Source organism: Mangrovimonas sp. ST2L15, assembly GCF_001280515.1.
In the GTDB taxonomy this organism is placed as follows: Bacteria; Bacteroidota; Bacteroidia; order Flavobacteriales; family Flavobacteriaceae; genus Mangrovimonas; species Mangrovimonas futianensis.
On record NZ_LBIQ01000014.1, the window covers coordinates 1 to 16,412 of the forward strand.

The 16,412-nt window shown below is 35.3% G+C and carries 11 protein-coding genes and 1 pseudogene; 3 read left to right on the forward strand and 9 right to left on the reverse strand.

Going from position 1 to position 16,412, the window contains the following annotated elements; all coding sequences use genetic code 11:
- The 6 genes and pseudogenes from ZA07_RS00070 to ZA07_RS00095 all read right to left on the reverse strand — a co-directional run.
- Nucleotides 1-3,652 (reverse strand): annotated as a pseudogene (locus ZA07_RS00070) (chromophore lyase); the annotation flags it as partial.
- Nucleotides 3,653-3,714: 62 nt separating this feature from the next.
- Complete coding sequence (locus ZA07_RS00075) at nucleotides 3,715-6,234, reverse strand: PorP/SprF family type IX secretion system membrane protein (RefSeq protein ID WP_053969696.1); 2,520 nt, start codon at nucleotides 6,232-6,234, stop codon at nucleotides 3,715-3,717.
- Between the two features lies 1 nt (nucleotide 6,235).
- Nucleotides 6,236-7,699, reverse strand: coding sequence for a gliding motility-associated C-terminal domain-containing protein (locus tag ZA07_RS00080; protein ID WP_082316472.1), 1,464 nt, complete (start codon nucleotides 7,697-7,699; stop codon nucleotides 6,236-6,238).
- A 154-nt stretch (nucleotides 7,700-7,853) separates the two neighbouring features.
- Nucleotides 7,854-9,158, reverse strand: a complete 1,305-nt coding sequence (locus tag ZA07_RS00085; RefSeq protein WP_053969697.1) for a hypothetical protein — start codon at nucleotides 9,156-9,158, stop codon at nucleotides 7,854-7,856.
- Between the two features lie 268 nt (nucleotides 9,159-9,426).
- A complete protein-coding gene (locus ZA07_RS00090) occupies nucleotides 9,427-9,876 on the reverse strand; it encodes a hypothetical protein (RefSeq protein WP_053969753.1) in 450 nt (149 codons plus the stop codon).
- Nucleotides 9,877-9,995: 119 nt separating this feature from the next.
- On the reverse strand, nucleotides 9,996-10,799 hold the full coding sequence (locus ZA07_RS00095; RefSeq protein ID WP_053969698.1) for an FkbM family methyltransferase: 804 nt from the start codon (nucleotides 10,797-10,799) through the stop codon (nucleotides 9,996-9,998).
- 181 nt (nucleotides 10,800-10,980) lie between these two features.
- Here ZA07_RS00095 and ppk1 point away from each other — a divergent pair, with 181 nt between their 5' ends.
- The 3 genes from ppk1 to ZA07_RS00110 all read left to right on the forward strand — a co-directional run bounded on the left by ppk1 (nucleotide 10,981) and on the right by ZA07_RS00110 (nucleotide 14,570).
- Entirely contained in the window at nucleotides 10,981-13,041 is a 2,061-nt protein-coding gene (gene ppk1 / locus ZA07_RS00100) for a polyphosphate kinase 1 (RefSeq protein WP_053969699.1), read from the forward strand.
- A gap of 1 nt (nucleotide 13,042) precedes the next feature.
- Entirely contained in the window at nucleotides 13,043-13,954 is a 912-nt protein-coding gene (locus ZA07_RS00105; protein ID WP_053969700.1) for a Ppx/GppA phosphatase family protein, read from the forward strand.
- Nucleotides 13,955-14,042: 88 nt separating this feature from the next.
- The gene (locus ZA07_RS00110) at nucleotides 14,043-14,570 is read left to right on the forward strand and encodes a porin family protein (protein ID WP_053969701.1); all 528 of its coding nucleotides are present in this window, start codon (nucleotides 14,043-14,045) and stop codon (nucleotides 14,568-14,570) included.
- Between the two features lie 59 nt (nucleotides 14,571-14,629).
- On the opposite strand, the gene ZA07_RS00115 is transcribed toward ZA07_RS00110, so the two are convergent.
- The 3 genes from ZA07_RS00115 to ZA07_RS00125 form a co-directional block, all read right to left on the reverse strand.
- Nucleotides 14,630-15,166, reverse strand: a complete 537-nt coding sequence (locus tag ZA07_RS00115; protein ID WP_053969702.1) for a T9SS type A sorting domain-containing protein — start codon at nucleotides 15,164-15,166, stop codon at nucleotides 14,630-14,632.
- 272 nt (nucleotides 15,167-15,438) lie between these two features.
- Nucleotides 15,439-15,786 (reverse strand): hypothetical protein, encoded by a 348-nt coding sequence (locus ZA07_RS00120; protein WP_157491997.1) that lies wholly within the window; start codon nucleotides 15,784-15,786, stop codon nucleotides 15,439-15,441.
- Between the two features lie 43 nt (nucleotides 15,787-15,829).
- Entirely contained in the window at nucleotides 15,830-16,411 is a 582-nt protein-coding gene (locus ZA07_RS00125; RefSeq protein ID WP_053969754.1) for a tRNA-(ms[2]io[6]A)-hydroxylase, read from the reverse strand.
- Nucleotide 16,412 lies beyond the last annotated feature (1 nt).

Below are 16,412 nucleotides of genomic sequence, written 5' to 3' on the forward strand. Positions count from 1 at the left end.
TGGCATCTGGGTTGGCCGTACAGTCCAGGTCCTTGGTAAGCACGGTGCTCAAGGAAATGGTCGGTAGCGGATCGATGGTCATGGTCTCGCTGTATGTACACTCATTGGCATCCATCACCTGGAAGGTATAGGTTCCCGGAGCCAGGTCTGGGAACGTATTGGATGTCTGGTATGGGGTAGCTGCCGAAGCAGGAGCTATGATCTGGTACTGTAGCTCGCCGCTTCCCCCGGTGACACTTGTAATGGTCACATCGGATGAATTTGCAGGACAGGTAATGGCCGTCATATCAAACTCCATATCGGTAGGAGGGTCCAGGGCATCGATGGTGATGCTTCCCACTGCCAGGGAACATCCACTGGCATCCTGTACGGTGATGGTGTAGGTTCCGGCTGTAAGGCCCGTAAAGGTATTGCCGGACTGGAAGTTGGTCCCGTCGATACTGTATGAATAGGGAGGCGTACCACCCGTTACACCGGTAACTGAAATGGTCCCACTCCCGTTACATGTGTAAGGGGAGGTGAGTTCTAAACTACCTGTAAGTGGTTCACTAGCTGAGATAATAACAGTTTGAGGCTCTGTAAGACACACAGAATCTTCTATGGAATATTGAACTACAACTTCATAATTTCCTTCAGGAAGGTTATTGAATACAGGTGCATCAAAGAATGTGTTGCCTCCATCGATGCTATATTGAAGTGTATTGCCATTAGCATTGGTTACTTCTATGGTAATACTACCCGTATCATTACCAGCACAAGCAATATCTGTAGAATTGATTGTGAATTCTGGAGCTTCAATAGCATCAACCACGATAGATGTTTCTGCCTCACAATTGTTAGAGTCGATAACCAAAATGTTATAGGTTCCGGGGCTCGTTACCGTAATTTCTGGATAGGTTTGAAAATCTGTTGTACTATTTACATAATAATAATATGGAGGCGTTCCTCCTTCAGGGTAAATAGTGATTTCCCCGTCGTCACAGGTTAAGGGGCTTGTCAATGCAGCAGTTACTGTTAATAATGGCGGTTGAATAATTTCAATTTCTTCTGAATATTCACAGCCATCATCAGTACTTGCTGTTACCGTATATGTACCAGCATTTAACGATGTGAAATTATAATCACTATTATTGGTTGGTCCAACGTTATCTATTAATGTACTTCCTTGATAAACATTGAAATAATATTGAGGAAGGGCATTATTAACTGCTAAATGAATACTTCCAAAATCTCCATAACAATCTGGTTGCGTTATTTGGGAAGTGACATTAAAATCTCTTTCTTGAATGTGAACACTTGGTGTTTCAAAAATACAAGGGTTTGTTTCCACACCTACCTGTTGAATGTAGATTGTATAATAACCTGGTGATGTCACGGTGAAAATATTACTTGATTGATAGTTTACACCATCAATACTGTATTCATATCCACTTGGAACACCATTAACAGTAATGGACCCTGGAGTTTCACATATTATATCTTGAGCAACAGCTGTTGGATTTAATAAGTTTTGGTAAACATTAAAGTAGAAGATACTATAACAACCTCCAGGATAGTTAATAATAAGTCTAAATTGACCAGCCGTATTTGCTGTATAGTTTGGTCCTGTTCCTACTTGGTTCCAGGTACAAGCGTCATTTTCATTGGCGCAATCTTCATTTTCTACAGCAGCACAACTAGACTCATCTAACTGTTCCCAAATAATTGAGGCGGCATCACTAATTCCAGTTAAAATTTCTCTGGTATCATTGGCACCACATAAGAAAATATTTGGCAAAAGTTTTCCATCGTTTGGACAGGTGACTACTTCGTCTGCATAAGGAATAACGGGATTTGTTTGGGTTTCACCGTATAATACCACTGTTATCACTTCTTCAATTGATAAACAAGTAGCATCAGTTGTATTGGTTACATAATAAGTTCCTGTTTCAGTGGCTGTATATGTTTGACCCGTACCAATAACTGGGGAGCCAGAAGGACTTGTAGACCAAGAATAGGTGTCATAACCATCAGCAGCAACTAGATTGACACTGTCCCCACAAAGGACTTCTTGTCTTTCGAAGTTACAGTTTGAAATATCCACTAAAAAGTTGGTTGGCTGAGGAACGCCAAAACATTCTTCTTCAGTATAACTTCCTTCATCACTTACCGAAATACCACTTATAGCACCCGTATAATCTCCAAATGCTTGATTGGAAATCTCATTGGAGCAGGCCTGACTTAAATCATAACAATTAGGCACTACTTGAACCGCAATACGAATAACAAATACTGGGTCACCGAATTCTACCGATTCATCTGGGATGGAGAAAACAATGGTATTTGTTGCAGGATCATAAGATTGAAGTGTTGCACCCCCTGCATTACTTAAATCTAGATCTGTAGCTGGATCAAAAATGATGTTATCAGGTAATACATCTGTAATAGTAAAGTTTGTTACATCTTCATTACCCGTATTTTGGTATGTTATTTCGTAAAATAAATTTTGACCTAGAATCACATTATCTCCGTTGATTTCAGTTCCAAATTCATCTTCGACTGTTTTAATCAAAGTGATTTCTGGTGAAATAATATCTACAGCAAAGGCACTAAAAAATGAAAATAATGGATCGGCTTGTCCTTGTGCAACTTGTAAAGTAAAAGAAGCAGATGTATCACTATGGTTAATGTATTCTGGTTCAGAGTTCAAGACAGTTAAATATCCTGTATCGTAACCTAAGGTATTGGTCCCTGAAGGATTTCGAGGAAGAACTACACCATTATCATTTTCAATTACCGCTCCAAAAAACTTATTAGCTGGTCTTAAAGGAGTTGTAACCTCTTTGTTGTTGATTTCCAGTTTTGTAGCTCTTTTTGTTTTGTCGCCATCTAAAACGGCATAGGCAAATTGTAAATCGATATGTCCCGCAGGAGGTGTTGTAAAACCTGACACAGGAATTTCTTCATAGTGGTCGTCATAAATATGGCTAAATCCATCAAAAGTGGTGAAGGATTTCATATGTAAAGCTTGATCTTCATAAATTACAAACAAAGTCCAACCAGCCGATAATCCTGTAGAATTATTAAATCCTTCACTTGAAATTACATTGGCAACTGTATAAGATCCTTCAATGTCTGTCAACGAATTTAATAGATCTGTTACATCAGCATAGCAAGCATAGGGTGTGTTTCCTGGTTCATCATCTTCAGAAATAATAGGTTCCACTATCGCATCATAGATGAGTTCTCCTGTTATGTCTGTATATGTAGAGCTTCCCGGTGTTTTAAATTTAACTGTATGAATATTTGATCTATCTCCAGCTTGGAGCATAGCTCCCCAGTATAAACCAGCGTAAGCAACCGAGTAACATTCTGTAGCTGAGCCATCTTCATGTACGGGTAAAACGATATCTGCACTACTGGAACTGAAGGTTGAAGCATCTGAATCGATATCTATGTATTGCATATCGACATCTTGGTTATCTATGGAATTGTCATTTCCGGGTTGGTTATCAACACCCAAAATGTTATTTCCAATAACCAGCATGCTACCTTTAGTTTCAATTTGTTCCCTTATTGTAAAAGGCTCATATGTTTGGGCCATTCCTTTCGCGAAAAGGAAAAGCACAAAGAGAGGGAATAGCACCTGTTTGTAATAAGTAGGCTTTTTCATGGTTAACGTTGTTTGTTTCTTACTTTTCAAGGGGCGTTGAAAAGTGAGAAATGGGGGTTACATTAATTTTCTATTTTCACTAGCGATATTTTATTATTATAGGGTTGGCTACCTTTTGAACTTACTGCTTTATTTGCAGATTGAATATCATCAAACTTTTGATAATAGATATAATATTTATTAGTGTTGACATCAAAGAAGAAATCAATATCATCTCTTCCGTAGGCTACCACTTTTCTTAGGAACTCATCACGTTTTGCTACATCGTCATGAACTGCTAGAATAGCGTAGTATCCATTATCAACTCCTTTAATATTTTTGAGTATTTGAATGTTTGAGCTTCTTTCCTCACCAAAATCCAAATCTTCAGGTTTTAACTCAGAATCACTCATTGCTGTATTTTCTCTTATTCTCTTTAAGGCTGTTCTGTCTTGTTGGTATCTGTCTTCATCATTGTTATAAACAGCTCTTTTAATTCGTCGTTTTTTCTCATAGTCTGTAGCAATTTTAATAGTTTCTAGTTGGGATTCTAGATCTGCTTTGGCTTGTACAGCAACCATTTGCTCAGATTTTAATTTTTTGATTTCTTTTTTATAAAATAAAACCATTTCATCAAGTTGAATTGTATCCGTTTCTTGAATTTGATCGTATAAGGTTTCTAATCTTCTAATTTCCTCATTTCTGGCTGTTATTTGTCTGTTCAAATCAGCTTTAATTCCTTCAATTTTTCTGTTTTCCTCAGTAGCACTCTTAAATGGTTTAGGATCTTGATAAATTCCTTGCTCACTTAAATCATTCTCACGTTTTAAGTCTTTAAGATCTTGATCTTTAACGGCTACAGCCTCACGTAGTTTATTCAATAATTCGTCCTGTTCTTTCTTAGAAGCTTCTGTGTTTTTCCTTGCTGCTTCCATGGCATCACCTATCTGATTATTAATAGCTGGAGGAGTTAATTCCTTCTCATTTTGAGCTTCTGCAGCTAATCTGGCTTGTTCTTCAGCTTCAGCTTGAGCTAGGGCTTCTGCAGCTAATCTGGCTTGTTCTTCAGCTTCAGCTTGGGCTTGAGCCTCTGCAGCTAATCTGGCTTGTTCTTCAGCTTCAGCTTGGGCTTGAGCCTCTGCAGCTAATCTCGCTTGTTCTTCAGCTTCAGCTTGAGCTAGGGCTTCTGCAGCTAATCTCGCTTGTTCTTCAGCTTCAGCTTGAGCTTGGGCTTCTGCCGCTAATCTGGCTTGTTCTTCGGCTTCAGCTTGAGCTTGGGCTTCTGCAGCCAATCTGGCTTGTTCTTCAGCTTCAGCTTGGGCTTGAGCTTCTGCAGCCAATCTGGCTTGTTCTTCGGCTTCAGCTTTGGCTTGAGCTTCCGCAGCTAATCTCGCTTGTTCTTCAGCTTCAGCTTGAGCTTGGGCTTCTGCAGCCAATCTGGCTTGTTCTTCGGCTTCAGCTTGGGCTTGAGCTTCTGCAGCTAATCTGGCTTGTTCTTCGGCTTCAGCTTTTGCTAGTGCCTCTGCAGCTAACTTGGCTTCTTCATCGGCTTTAGCTTTGGCTTCAGCACCCGTAGTAGCAACTGCTGTTGTTGGTTTTTTTCTAGGTTTATTAGATTTGGTAGCTGGTTTTCTTTTCTTATCGGTAGAGATAAGTGCGCTTACACGGTCTTCACGACTGTAATCGTAGCGTTCCTTATTTTCAAATTTATAAGCTAAGGTGATGGCATGGGAGGAACCAAATTCGGAATAATCTCCCATTGATTTTTCGTAGTTATATTCTATTAGGATATTATTAGTTATGTTTAAACCTAAACCTGCGTGAACACCATATAATGTATTGTAACCTATTTGTCCCCATATACCAGCTGGAACTGTTAACATGGCAGTTCCCGATAGAATGGTTTGATCTTCTCTAAATTCTGATTTAATAATTCCCGAGAATTTTGTTTGGTCAAAAAATCCTCTGGTATCCATATAACCTGTGTACATTATATGTGCTAAAATACTTTGATCTGGATTGTTTTTAATCATTTCAGATGTATTCACATTATAAAGAACAAGGTTGTTTAGAGCGACTCCAAAATCTAAAAAGGCAGTACCATAATTAATCCCTGGCGTAACACTTACTAAAAAGTTTGAAGGAATATTATCTAAAGAAGGGTCTTGAAAGTTACTAACCACTTTTCCGCTGTTAAGTCCACTTTGGTAGGCACCAACATTTAAACCAAATGTTAAATTGTTGTCTGCACTCATTCTAGCATTGTATGCAAAGTTTAGAACGCCTCCAAAAGTTGTTAGCACTCCATAATTTTGTTGAAACACGCCAACTCCAAGTCCAATATTTTCTCTGAATCTACCGGAATAGCTACCAAGATAGGTGAGAGGAGCATCCTCAAAAGATACCCATTGACGTTTGTTATAAAAGCTAATGTATTTGTATTGTTGTCTTACAAAACTAAAAGTAGGGTTTACCGTGTATTGATTAAAGGTTAAAGAATTTCGCACTGGAAATGCAAGTGACACCACCCCATCATCTTCTTGTGCAAAAGTTGAAAGAGTACTTAGTATCAATAACATTATGACTACCCAATGCGTTTTCATATCATTTAATAAGGGTAATAGATCCCTTTTTTGTTCCGTTGTTTTGTGATTTAATTATGTAATAAAAAACTTGATTGACACTGCCTAAATCATAATTAGTATCTGGCCAATTGTTTTGATAATCATTTGTTTTAAGGACAACTTTACCTTGGTTGTCTAAAATAGTGACCTCCGTATTGGTGCCCATGACAAAGGCTTGAGGAATGGTCCATGTATCGTTAATGCCATCTCCGTTAGGACTCACTATGTTCGGTATATTTTCTACTTCTGGAAAGGGGGCGATGGGTTCAGAAATCGTGAACAAAAACTCGATACTTCCCGTACAACCCGTATTTTCGGTAATAACTACCTTATAATTTCCAAATTCTGTTGCTTCAAAGGAATCAGTAGTTTCCCCTGAGATAATATTGTTATTGTAGTACCAGGTATAGGTAGGGTTTGAGGCTGTAGCATCTACCCAAACATTAATTGATTCACCTGGTTCCATTGTATTTTCTTCTGGAATATTAATGGAAGCAGAAAATAATTCACTTTCCAAATTGATAGAACCAGAAGCTTGACAACTTCCTAGGTCTACTTGCACTGAATAAATTCCAGATTCTTCAGTAGTAAACATTTGACCTGTAGCTCCAGAAATTATGGAGCCGTCTTTATACCATTGGTAACTCTCACCATTAATGGTGCTTAGAGTGGTTGGTCCTTGATCTGGACAAAATGGGTTTCCTAAACTGGAGACAATAGTAGCACTAGCCTCACCAGATTCCACTGCACTAATAGTTACCCTATTTGAATAGGAATTGGAAGTACAAGTTCCATAGTTGGTTTCGACAAAATAGGTTCCTTCTTGGGATACTTCCAAAGTGTTCCCTTCGGCAACAAAGACAGAAGTTGTAGGACTTGTTTCTCTATACCAATTAAAAGTTAAAGAAGGATAATTTAAAGGAGAATCGTTTAACCCAGTGCCCGGATTATCAATAGTTAATAGGTAACTTCCACCAGAACAGTATGCACCGGTAGAAACCAGATTATTGATGGTAAAAGGGCTATCCTGTAATTTGTAATAAGCTGCAAAATAACTAGAACCAGAGCTGGTTGCTGCTGGAGCAGTGCTTTTGATTCTAATTCTATAATTTTCACCAGACGTAGTAGTTGGTAAAGAAAAACTTAAAGTAGCGGGCGATGTCGTAATTTCACCTGCATTTGAAGTATAGACCACTGTTGGGTCTGAGAAACTACCTTCCGAATCAGATAATTCAATGATGAATTGGTTGCTGGCTCCTAATCCGTTTTCAGGTGAGAAAACAAAAGTCGTGTTATAAGTATTAAAAGAAGCACTTGCGCAAGCCTGACTGAAACCTAAGTTTGGGGAACCAATAACAATTTGGGCGTTTGCCTTCTCTAAAGAAAGAAAAGACAGCATACCAAAAGCTACAAGGATAGTGGTTAGTTTGGTAATTTTTAGCATGACGCTTAGGTTAGTTGTTGGTTAAGGTTTTGAGGCTTAAAACCCAAGGGATTTGTATCATATCCCAAATCCCTTTAGGCTTAAATAATTGTTTCAATTTGCTAAATATGACAAAATAGGTGACTCTTACTTATAAGGAATGAATTCCTAAAGTCTAATCATCTTCATATTTAGAGGCTAAAATTTTATTGATCTTCAGTCTAAAATCTGGAAGCCTTGGATTTTTGGCATCAATAAAGGTTTCGTTATCGTCACCTTTTGAATATACATTGAAGAAACTGCTATTTCCATACCAATCTTCTAGGTCATCATTATTTGGATTTCCTTTAGTGAAAATATTACCATTACAATTGTTGAAATACATTTTTCTGAATTGGATGTTTGCTAAATTCTCACCGTTGATCTTAATTTTACTATCAAGTATCACAGCAGGATTAAATCCAGAAATCACAGATTGGTTCAAAGATAAAGAGGCATTAGGTTCAATATAAATACCTTCTTTCACAAGTCCCATTTTGACATGAGAATCCAAGTCATTACTTATATTGATCAAACTTAAATTGTCACCTTCTACCAAAGTTCCAGGCTTTGAGAAGTTAACTTTGGTTTCATCATCATAAGATGCAACATGAAGACATTTAGGTCTATTAGCACCAGAGACAAAAGGATCTCTTATAGCCAAAGAGTTAGAAATCTTGCACTGTGTACCATTATTGAACACATAATCAGTTCCACTTGATTTATAAGAAACAAGTTTGGTAAGTTTTAAATCTCCACCAATAATACTAAATGCATTACCATTTGAATTACTGACCATGACATTTTCAATCACTGTTTGGTTACCTACACCTGCCAATGTTAAAGCATTGTAGTAACCATAATCTACTGTTCTTTTACCAGCAAATTCAATTCTAACGTATCGAAGAATTCCAGAATTACTTTCTTGATTTCCTCCACCGTAGGCTATATTCTTATAGTCAGTAGGTTTTAAGCCGTATTCAATGGCTGCTACATTTCCAAATTGATTGATTGAAGCATCACCTAATAAGAAGATACCTCCCCAATCACCTTGCTTTTTAACGCTGCGATTGGAAGTGAAAATAATGGGGTCAGTTTCTGATCCTTCGGCAACAATCTTTGAACCATTGCTGATTATTAAAGATCCGTTGGTTTTAAAGTCTCCTAAAATAACTGTACCTGGTTCAATTGTCAGGGTAGTGCTGTCAGTTACAAATACACTACCTAATAACAAATAGGTGTTTTTTTTAAGAAGTTTTGTGTCTTCTGAAATATTACCACTTAAAATTTGGTTTGGTTCCCTGTAGGAAACGTTGCTCGGTTGGAACTCTGTCCATGAATTTAACCAGTTGTTAAATCCGGTTATTCCTTTCTCCTGTTGTGCAAATACTTTAGGAAGTGTTGTGAGGAATATGCATAACACTAAAGTAAAGTTTTTCATAGTTGCATAATTTATAGATTAATAGGGCACGTTAAAAACAAGTCAAACTTATTAATTTAATCCTTGAAATGCAAAAAAAAATCGATGAAATGTAATAAAAATAATTAAATGTAAGAAAAGTACTTCTAAAATATTCGATTAAGGAAGAGAAATTACTGGATAGAAATTTGATTTTTTTATTCGTACTGCAAAAAGCTTATTAATGGTAAACTAAAAAATCCCTAGAATTAGGGATTTTTTAGATATCTATTGATGTAATTATATTATTCTAAAATCTGTTAAATTCATTATAGGTATGTAATGATTTTAATGTTTGCTCATAATACAAAATCGCAGCAATTAAATTGCTCTTATCTGAATATGGCAAAATTTTAGTTTGAAATTCAATCGTGTTTTCAAAATAATCATTGGCCGCTTTGATATTGTCTTCAAGTGCTTTTCTATGATCTTTGGTATTTGGGATTCCCAAAGCCTCAATAGTTACTCCTGGCTTATTTGTAAAAGCAATATTAGGTAATACTTTTACAATGACTTCTATACGTTCAATGTACAGTTCCAACAATTTTCCTTTATTAAATTGTTGCAATTCTTCTTTATCATGATATTTCGCAATGGAAACATTTTGATTGATAATCGTTTGATCTTTGTCCTTTTGGGCAAATCCAACGGTCGTAGTTAAGATTAATAAAACGCAGATTAGGGTCAGTTTTGTTTTCATATCCTTAATTTCAGATTCATACTTATGAAGCAAATCTAAATAAATAATTCGAAGAAACAACAAAATAATCCGATAAAATGCATAAAAATATATATAAGTAGGTTTAATATTACATAATATCAATTCTTATTTTGTTTTAGTCGTAAAAAAAGATTGTAGTAATTTTTATCGATTATTTCATAATCATTTTTTAAAAGCAATTCTATAGGACTTAAATTGTCTGAAGAATGAAGATGCTCCATAATCACGTATTTTGGAAATAGATTTCTATCAGCGGAATCATAAAAGTGCTTTATAACTTTATACTCAAAGCCTTCGATGTCTATTTTCATGCATGAAATTTTGGTGATTTTTGATTGATCAAGAATATCTATCAAACTCTTACATTTTATTTTAACGGTATTTTCTCCTTCATAAGCAAATGAGCAACCAGATCTATTACCTGTAGTATTAATACTTAATGATAATGTTTCACTTTTATCGCTAACGCCTAAATTAATAGCATCAATATTGTTTATTTCATTTAATGAAATGTTTTTCTTCAGTTTTTTGAAATTGTAAGGTTCTGCTTCAATGGCAACGACCTTACCTTCATCACCAATTAAATTGGAGGCTATCAAGGAGTAAGCTCCAATATTGGCACCTATATCAATAAAGCAGTCTCCATTTTGAAGTATTTCTTTTAGGAAATTGAATTCTTTCCTTTCATATAATTGAGGGTAAAAAAACAAAGCACCATCAACATTCTCGTAAGGTTCTAGCAGCATTTTAAAACCATTCACTTTTTGAAGATATTTTTCTTTTTTTCTTCTGCTAGTTCTAAAATACATTTTTTTAAAACCTCGGTTTACAATTCCGGTTACTGAGGGAATATTAGGCAAGCTATTTCCTAGAGATTTATAGATATAAAGTTCTTTATTCATGACTACTTATTCTTAAAGAGGTATATAATGTATTGATTTTTAGTTGATAACAGGAATTAGTTTCGTTGAAGTGTAATAGATTATGGTTTAATTGACTATTATTTAATAAATTTTTAAATCTTTAATTGCGGTGATGCCATTTAATCTTAATAAAATATATTTGTAGGACAAGGAAAACTTCATGACTAAGAACGAAAAACAAAACCAATACATAAATCGAGAAATAAGTTGGCTGCAGTTTAATGCCAGAGTCCTTCAAGAAGCAAATGATGAATCTGTTCCATTAATAGAACGCCTTCGTTTTTTAGGAATATTCTCCAATAATTTGGATGAATTTTTTAAAGTTAGATATGCAACGGTTAAGCGTATCGTGGAAGCTGGAAAGACTGGAAAAAGTGAGTTGGGAGGAATCAGAGCTACCCAACTATTAGAAGAAATAACTCAAGTAGTTATAGATCAGCAGAGTGAAAGTCTTGAAATTTTAAGTAAAATAAGATTAGACCTGGAAAAGGAAAATATTTTTCTGATTAATGAAACTCAAATTCTTCCAGATCAAATAGAGTTTTTAAGAAACTATTTTTTAGAAAAAGTAAGTCCGGCACTTGTAACCATTATTTTAAGTGAGGACGTGGGCTTACCAAATTTAAAGGATAGTGCTGCTTATTTAGCAGTTAAAATGACCTATAAAGATAAAAGTAATCGATTTGGTCTTATTGAAATTTCAAAACAAATGGATCGTTTTGTGGTCCTTCCCAAGAAGGAAGGAAAAAATTTCATTATCATGGTCGATGACTTATTGCGATTTTTCCTAGATGATATATTCAATATTTTTAGTTATGAGGAAATAACAGCTCATATGATTAAAATCACAAGGGATGGAGAGTTGGATTTGGATAGTGATTTGAGTAAAAGCTTCATTGAGAAAATTTCCGATAGTGTTAAACATCGCTCCATTGGGGACCCTGTAAGATTTGTTTATGACAAGACCATAGAAAAGGATACACTGCAGTTTTTATTGAATAAAATGGGTATTGATAATCACGATAGTATTATTCCTGGTGGACGATATCATAATAGGAGGGATTACATGGGATTTCCTAGTCTGGGAAGAAATGATCTTTTATACAATAAAATTGAACCTTTAAGAGTAAAAAAATTAAGCTTGGAGGAAAGTATTTTTAAAAGTATCGCTCAAAAAGATTATTTGGTTTACACTCCTTATCATACCTTTTCTTATGTGGTGAAATTTTTACGGGAAGCTGCTTTAGATCCAACTGTAAAGACTATTAAAATCACTATATATAGATTAGCCCAAATATCTCACGTAGCCAGTTCTTTAATCAATGCTGCTAAAAATGGAAAGAAGGTGACTGTTTCTATTGAAATTCAAGCCCGTTTTGATGAACAGAACAACATTGATTATGCCGAACAAATGGAAAATGAAGGTGTGAATCTCATTTTTGGTGTTCAAGGATTGAAAGTTCACAGTAAAATGTGTGTCATAGAGCGCGAAGAAAATGAAAAATTGGTGCGTTACGGTTTTATAAGTACAGGAAACTTTAATGAATCTACGGCTAAGATTTACACAGATTTTACTTTGTTTACTGCCAATCAAAAGGTTTTAAAGGATATTAATAAAGTGTTTAACTTTTTTGAAATCAATTATAAAATCTACAGATATAAGCATATTATAACCTCACCACATTACACCGAGAAAGCATTTTACAAACTCATTGATAATGAAATTAATAATGTAAAAGAAGGGAAACCAGCATACATACGAGTCAAAATCAACAGTTTGTCAAGCTATAAAATGGTTGATAAACTTTATGACGCAAGTAGGGCTGGAGTAAAAATACAAATGATAGTAAGAGGCATTTGTTGTTTGATTCCTGGAATTGAAGGAATGAGTGAAAATATTGAAGTTATTAGTATTGTAGACAAATTTTTGGAGCACTCCAGATTGTATATGTTTTGCAATAATAATGAACCGAAAGTGTATATTTCCTCTGCAGATTGGATGACTAGAAATATTGAAAATAGGGTAGAAGTTACCTGTCCTATTTATGATGAATCAATTAAGAAAGAATTGATTGAAACTTTTGATATCTGTTGGAGCGATAATGTGAAGGCCAGGTTACTTAATATTGAGCAGAAAAATGAATACAAGAGAAATAGTCTGCCAAAAGTAAGGGCCCAGTTTGCAACTTATGAATACTACTATAACAAATTAAACGGTTAGTATGTTATCGATCAAAAAATATGCAGCTATTGATATCGGATCAAATGCCGTACGGCTGCTCATTGCCAATATCATTGAAGAAAAGGATAAAGAACCTAGATTTAGAAAGAGTTCTTTGGTAAGGGTACCTATTCGTTTGGGAGCAGATGTATTTCTTAATCAGGAGATTTCAGAGTATAACAAGAATCGGATGGCCGATACGATGTTGGCTTTTAATCTTATTATGAAGTCCCATAATGTGGTCAAGTATAAAGCCTGTGCTACTTCTGCTATGAGGGAAGCCAATAATGGCGAGGAAGTGGTCGATTTAGTCCTTAAGAATTCAGGTGTTCAAATTGATATCATAGATGGGGAAGAAGAGGCGGCAATTATTGCGGCAACAGACTTACATTCCTTTTTGGATGACACTAAAACTTACCTTTATGTAGATGTTGGAGGAGGAAGTACGGAATTCACAGTTATTCACCTGGGTAAAAATGTGGCATCAAGGTCTTTTAAGGTGGGAACTGTTAGACTTTTAAATGATATTGTCAACAAGGAAACCTGGGATGAACTTCAACTTTGGATTAAAGAAAACACCAAGGAATATGAAAAGGTGGATTTGGTAGGTTCTGGAGGGAACATCAATAAAATATTCAAACTGTCTGGAAAGCGAATGGGTAAACCTTTGACCTATTTCTATTTGACATCTTTCTATAATATGCTTCACACGTATTCCTATGAGCAGCGTATAACGGAGTTGGACTTAAATCAAGACCGGGCCGATGTGATTATTCCCGCTACAAGAATTTACCTATCGGCAATGAAATGGAGTGGGGCTAAGGATATCTATGTTCCTAAGATTGGTTTGGCCGATGGTATCGTGAAAAGTATCTATTTTGATACGGTTTCAAGCCATACACAGTTAAAATAATACCATTCATCTTTTTAATTATTTTCGCTTTCAGGAATTCATATATATTCGTGTAGATAAACCCAACTACTTTGAAAAATAAATGATTATGAAGAAACAACTACTTTTTTTAGGTTTCATTTTTTGTGTGACTTTGTCCTTTTCCCAAATAGGAATGTATGGTGTTAGAGCAGGTATTAATGTGTCTAATATGGATTTTGAACCAGATGCTACCTTTTCCAATCAACATAGAAATGGTTTTGCTATTGGATTTTTTGGTGAATACCTATTAGGAGATGCTATAGCATTAGCACCTGAAATTCAATTTTCAGCAGAAGGAGCTAAATCCAGAGATTTAAGAATTGATTACATTCAAGCACCTATTTTATTTAAATTCTTTTTAGCGGACAGATTTGCAATTAGTGCTGGTCCTATGGTCGGCCTTAAGGTACATGAGTATGAAGATGGATTCAAAAATATGGCGTTTTCAGCAGCAGGTGGTCTTGAATTTAAAGTAACAGAAATGTTCTTTATTGATGCCCGCTACCATTATGGTATTTTAAATGTTTTAGATGACGATTTACCTATGGAAGCCAAAAATGCCAGCTTTCAATTTGGTGTAGGAATTAAAATTTAACTTAACTAACAACACAAATATTTACGATTAGGCCTCCTTTATATTTTAAAGGAGGTTTTTTATTTCTTTATGAACTTTATGACTTTTTGAACCCCAGTATTATTATAAAACCTTATAAAATACATGCCAGAAGAAATGGCTTGTAGCTCTATTGTGTTACTTTTAAGCTCATTTGATGAGAGTAGTTTTTGACCATTTATATTAAAGATTTCATAACCTAATTTATTTAAAGAAACACCCTTTACAAAAAGTAAATCGCTTACTGGATTTTGAATTAAGGAAACACTAACATCCTTATTTTCATCACTAATTGACAATGGTTGCCTCGACAAAACAATACTAAATACATCAGTGGGTGTTGTAGATTTACCTCCTGTAGAGTCTCCTGATGTTTTAGTTATAATCAATTCTTGAGAATCACCTTCTCCTGAAACTTGAAATTGATAACTTTCATAAGCAATACCATCATTATCTAAAGAAAGAATGTCGAATAAATAGTCCTCAAATAAATTTTGTTCAGCAGTTTCACAAGAATTTAGCTCTCCCGAATTATTATAATAACTATCTAAATCTAAAGAATTTGTGTTATTTGTCATTCTGTAAACACCTCCAAACGTATTACAAACTCCTTCACCAATAAAATTTATTCCGTATTCAGATTCACCATCTAGTGTAAATTCTATGAATGAGGATGAATTATAAGAATTCGTATAGACTTCATTGTTATAGGTGATTTGATTAATATACCAAACTCCTGGTAGCTCATTGGTTTCAGGTAGTGTTTTTGTATAAACGGCTTGATTACCATCTTCTCTGATAATGTATAAAATGCTTTCTTCCCCTAGGCCTGAAATATCAAACGAGCTGCTTAAAAGTGTGCCAGTTTCAAGGTTATTGGGGCTGAGACAATTCCAAAATAAGGGATGTAAAAAAAAAAATCAGTTTCCAAGGTGAAATTGCAAATTCCTGCTAAAGCACTAAACTCGGAAATAAAATAATCACTACTAATATTATAACTTCCATTGAACCCATTATCACAAGTTTCGCCCTGAAAAGTTCCATTCTCAAAGAACTGTATGGTGTTAATAGCATTAGGTATGGTACTATAGCGAGTTTCGCCTTCAAAGATTATATGATCTAGATACCAATCTCCAACCAAGTTTTGGGAGAACATATTAAAGGGTATAAGGAGAAGGAATAAGTAGCTTGATTTCATAGGATTAGAATTTGGTTCAAAGTAAATATACTAAAATCTCTACTTATCCATGAATCGTTTCTTTTTTTCCAAGATCCTTCATGATATTGGCTTCATAATCTAAGAGTTCCTGCCATTTTTTATCAACTACTTCTCGGTCACCATATTGTCTAGCAAATCCTAAAAACATGGTGTAATGATTTGCTTCGCTAACCATAAGTCTTCTATAAAACTCTGCCAATTCCTTGTCTTTTAATTCTTCTGACAAAAGTCTGAAGCGCTCACAACTTCTGGCCTCAATTAATGCGGCATAGAGCAGTCTATGTACCAATTGATCGGTTCTGCTGCCGCCTTTAGGGAAAAACTTAAGTAAGGCAATCACGTAATCATCTTTACGGTCGCGACCTAGAGTCCAACCTCTATCAATGATTTTATCATGAACCATTTTAAAATGGCTTATTTCCTCTTTGACCAAAGCAGTCATTTCTTGAACCAATTCAGTGTATTCAGGAAAACTAACAATAAGCGAAATGGCTGTACTTGTTGCTTTTTGCTCGCAGTAAGCGTGATCTGTCAAGATCTCTTCAATATTCTTTTCTACGATATTGACCCAGCGAGGGTCTGTGGGAAGTTTAAGGCCTAACATT

Coding starts and splice junctions, on each gene's coding strand:
- ZA07_RS00105 (WP_053969700.1), top strand. CDS start 13,043: ATGTTATCGATCAAAAAATATGCAGCTATTGATATCGGATCAAATGCC.
- ZA07_RS00120 (WP_157491997.1), bottom strand. CDS start 15,786: ATGAAATCAAGCTACTTATTCCTTCTCCTTATACCCTTTAATATGTTC.
- ppk1 (WP_053969699.1), top strand. CDS start 10,981: ATGACTAAGAACGAAAAACAAAACCAATACATAAATCGAGAAATAAGT.
- ZA07_RS00075 (WP_053969696.1), bottom strand. CDS start 6,234: ATGAAAACGCATTGGGTAGTCATAATGTTATTGATACTAAGTACTCTT.
- ZA07_RS00125 (WP_053969754.1), bottom strand. CDS start 16,411: ATGTTAGGCCTTAAACTTCCCACAGACCCTCGCTGGGTCAATATCGTA.
- ZA07_RS00080 (WP_082316472.1), bottom strand. CDS start 7,699: ATGCTAAAAATTACCAAACTAACCACTATCCTTGTAGCTTTTGGTATG.
- ZA07_RS00095 (WP_053969698.1), bottom strand. CDS start 10,799: ATGAATAAAGAACTTTATATCTATAAATCTCTAGGAAATAGCTTGCCT.
- ZA07_RS00115 (WP_053969702.1), bottom strand. CDS start 15,166: ATGACAAATAACACAAATTCTTTAGATTTAGATAGTTATTATAATAAT.
- ZA07_RS00090 (WP_053969753.1), bottom strand. CDS start 9,876: ATGAAAACAAAACTGACCCTAATCTGCGTTTTATTAATCTTAACTACG.
- ZA07_RS00110 (WP_053969701.1), top strand. CDS start 14,043: ATGAAGAAACAACTACTTTTTTTAGGTTTCATTTTTTGTGTGACTTTG.
- ZA07_RS00085 (WP_053969697.1), bottom strand. CDS start 9,158: ATGAAAAACTTTACTTTAGTGTTATGCATATTCCTCACAACACTTCCT.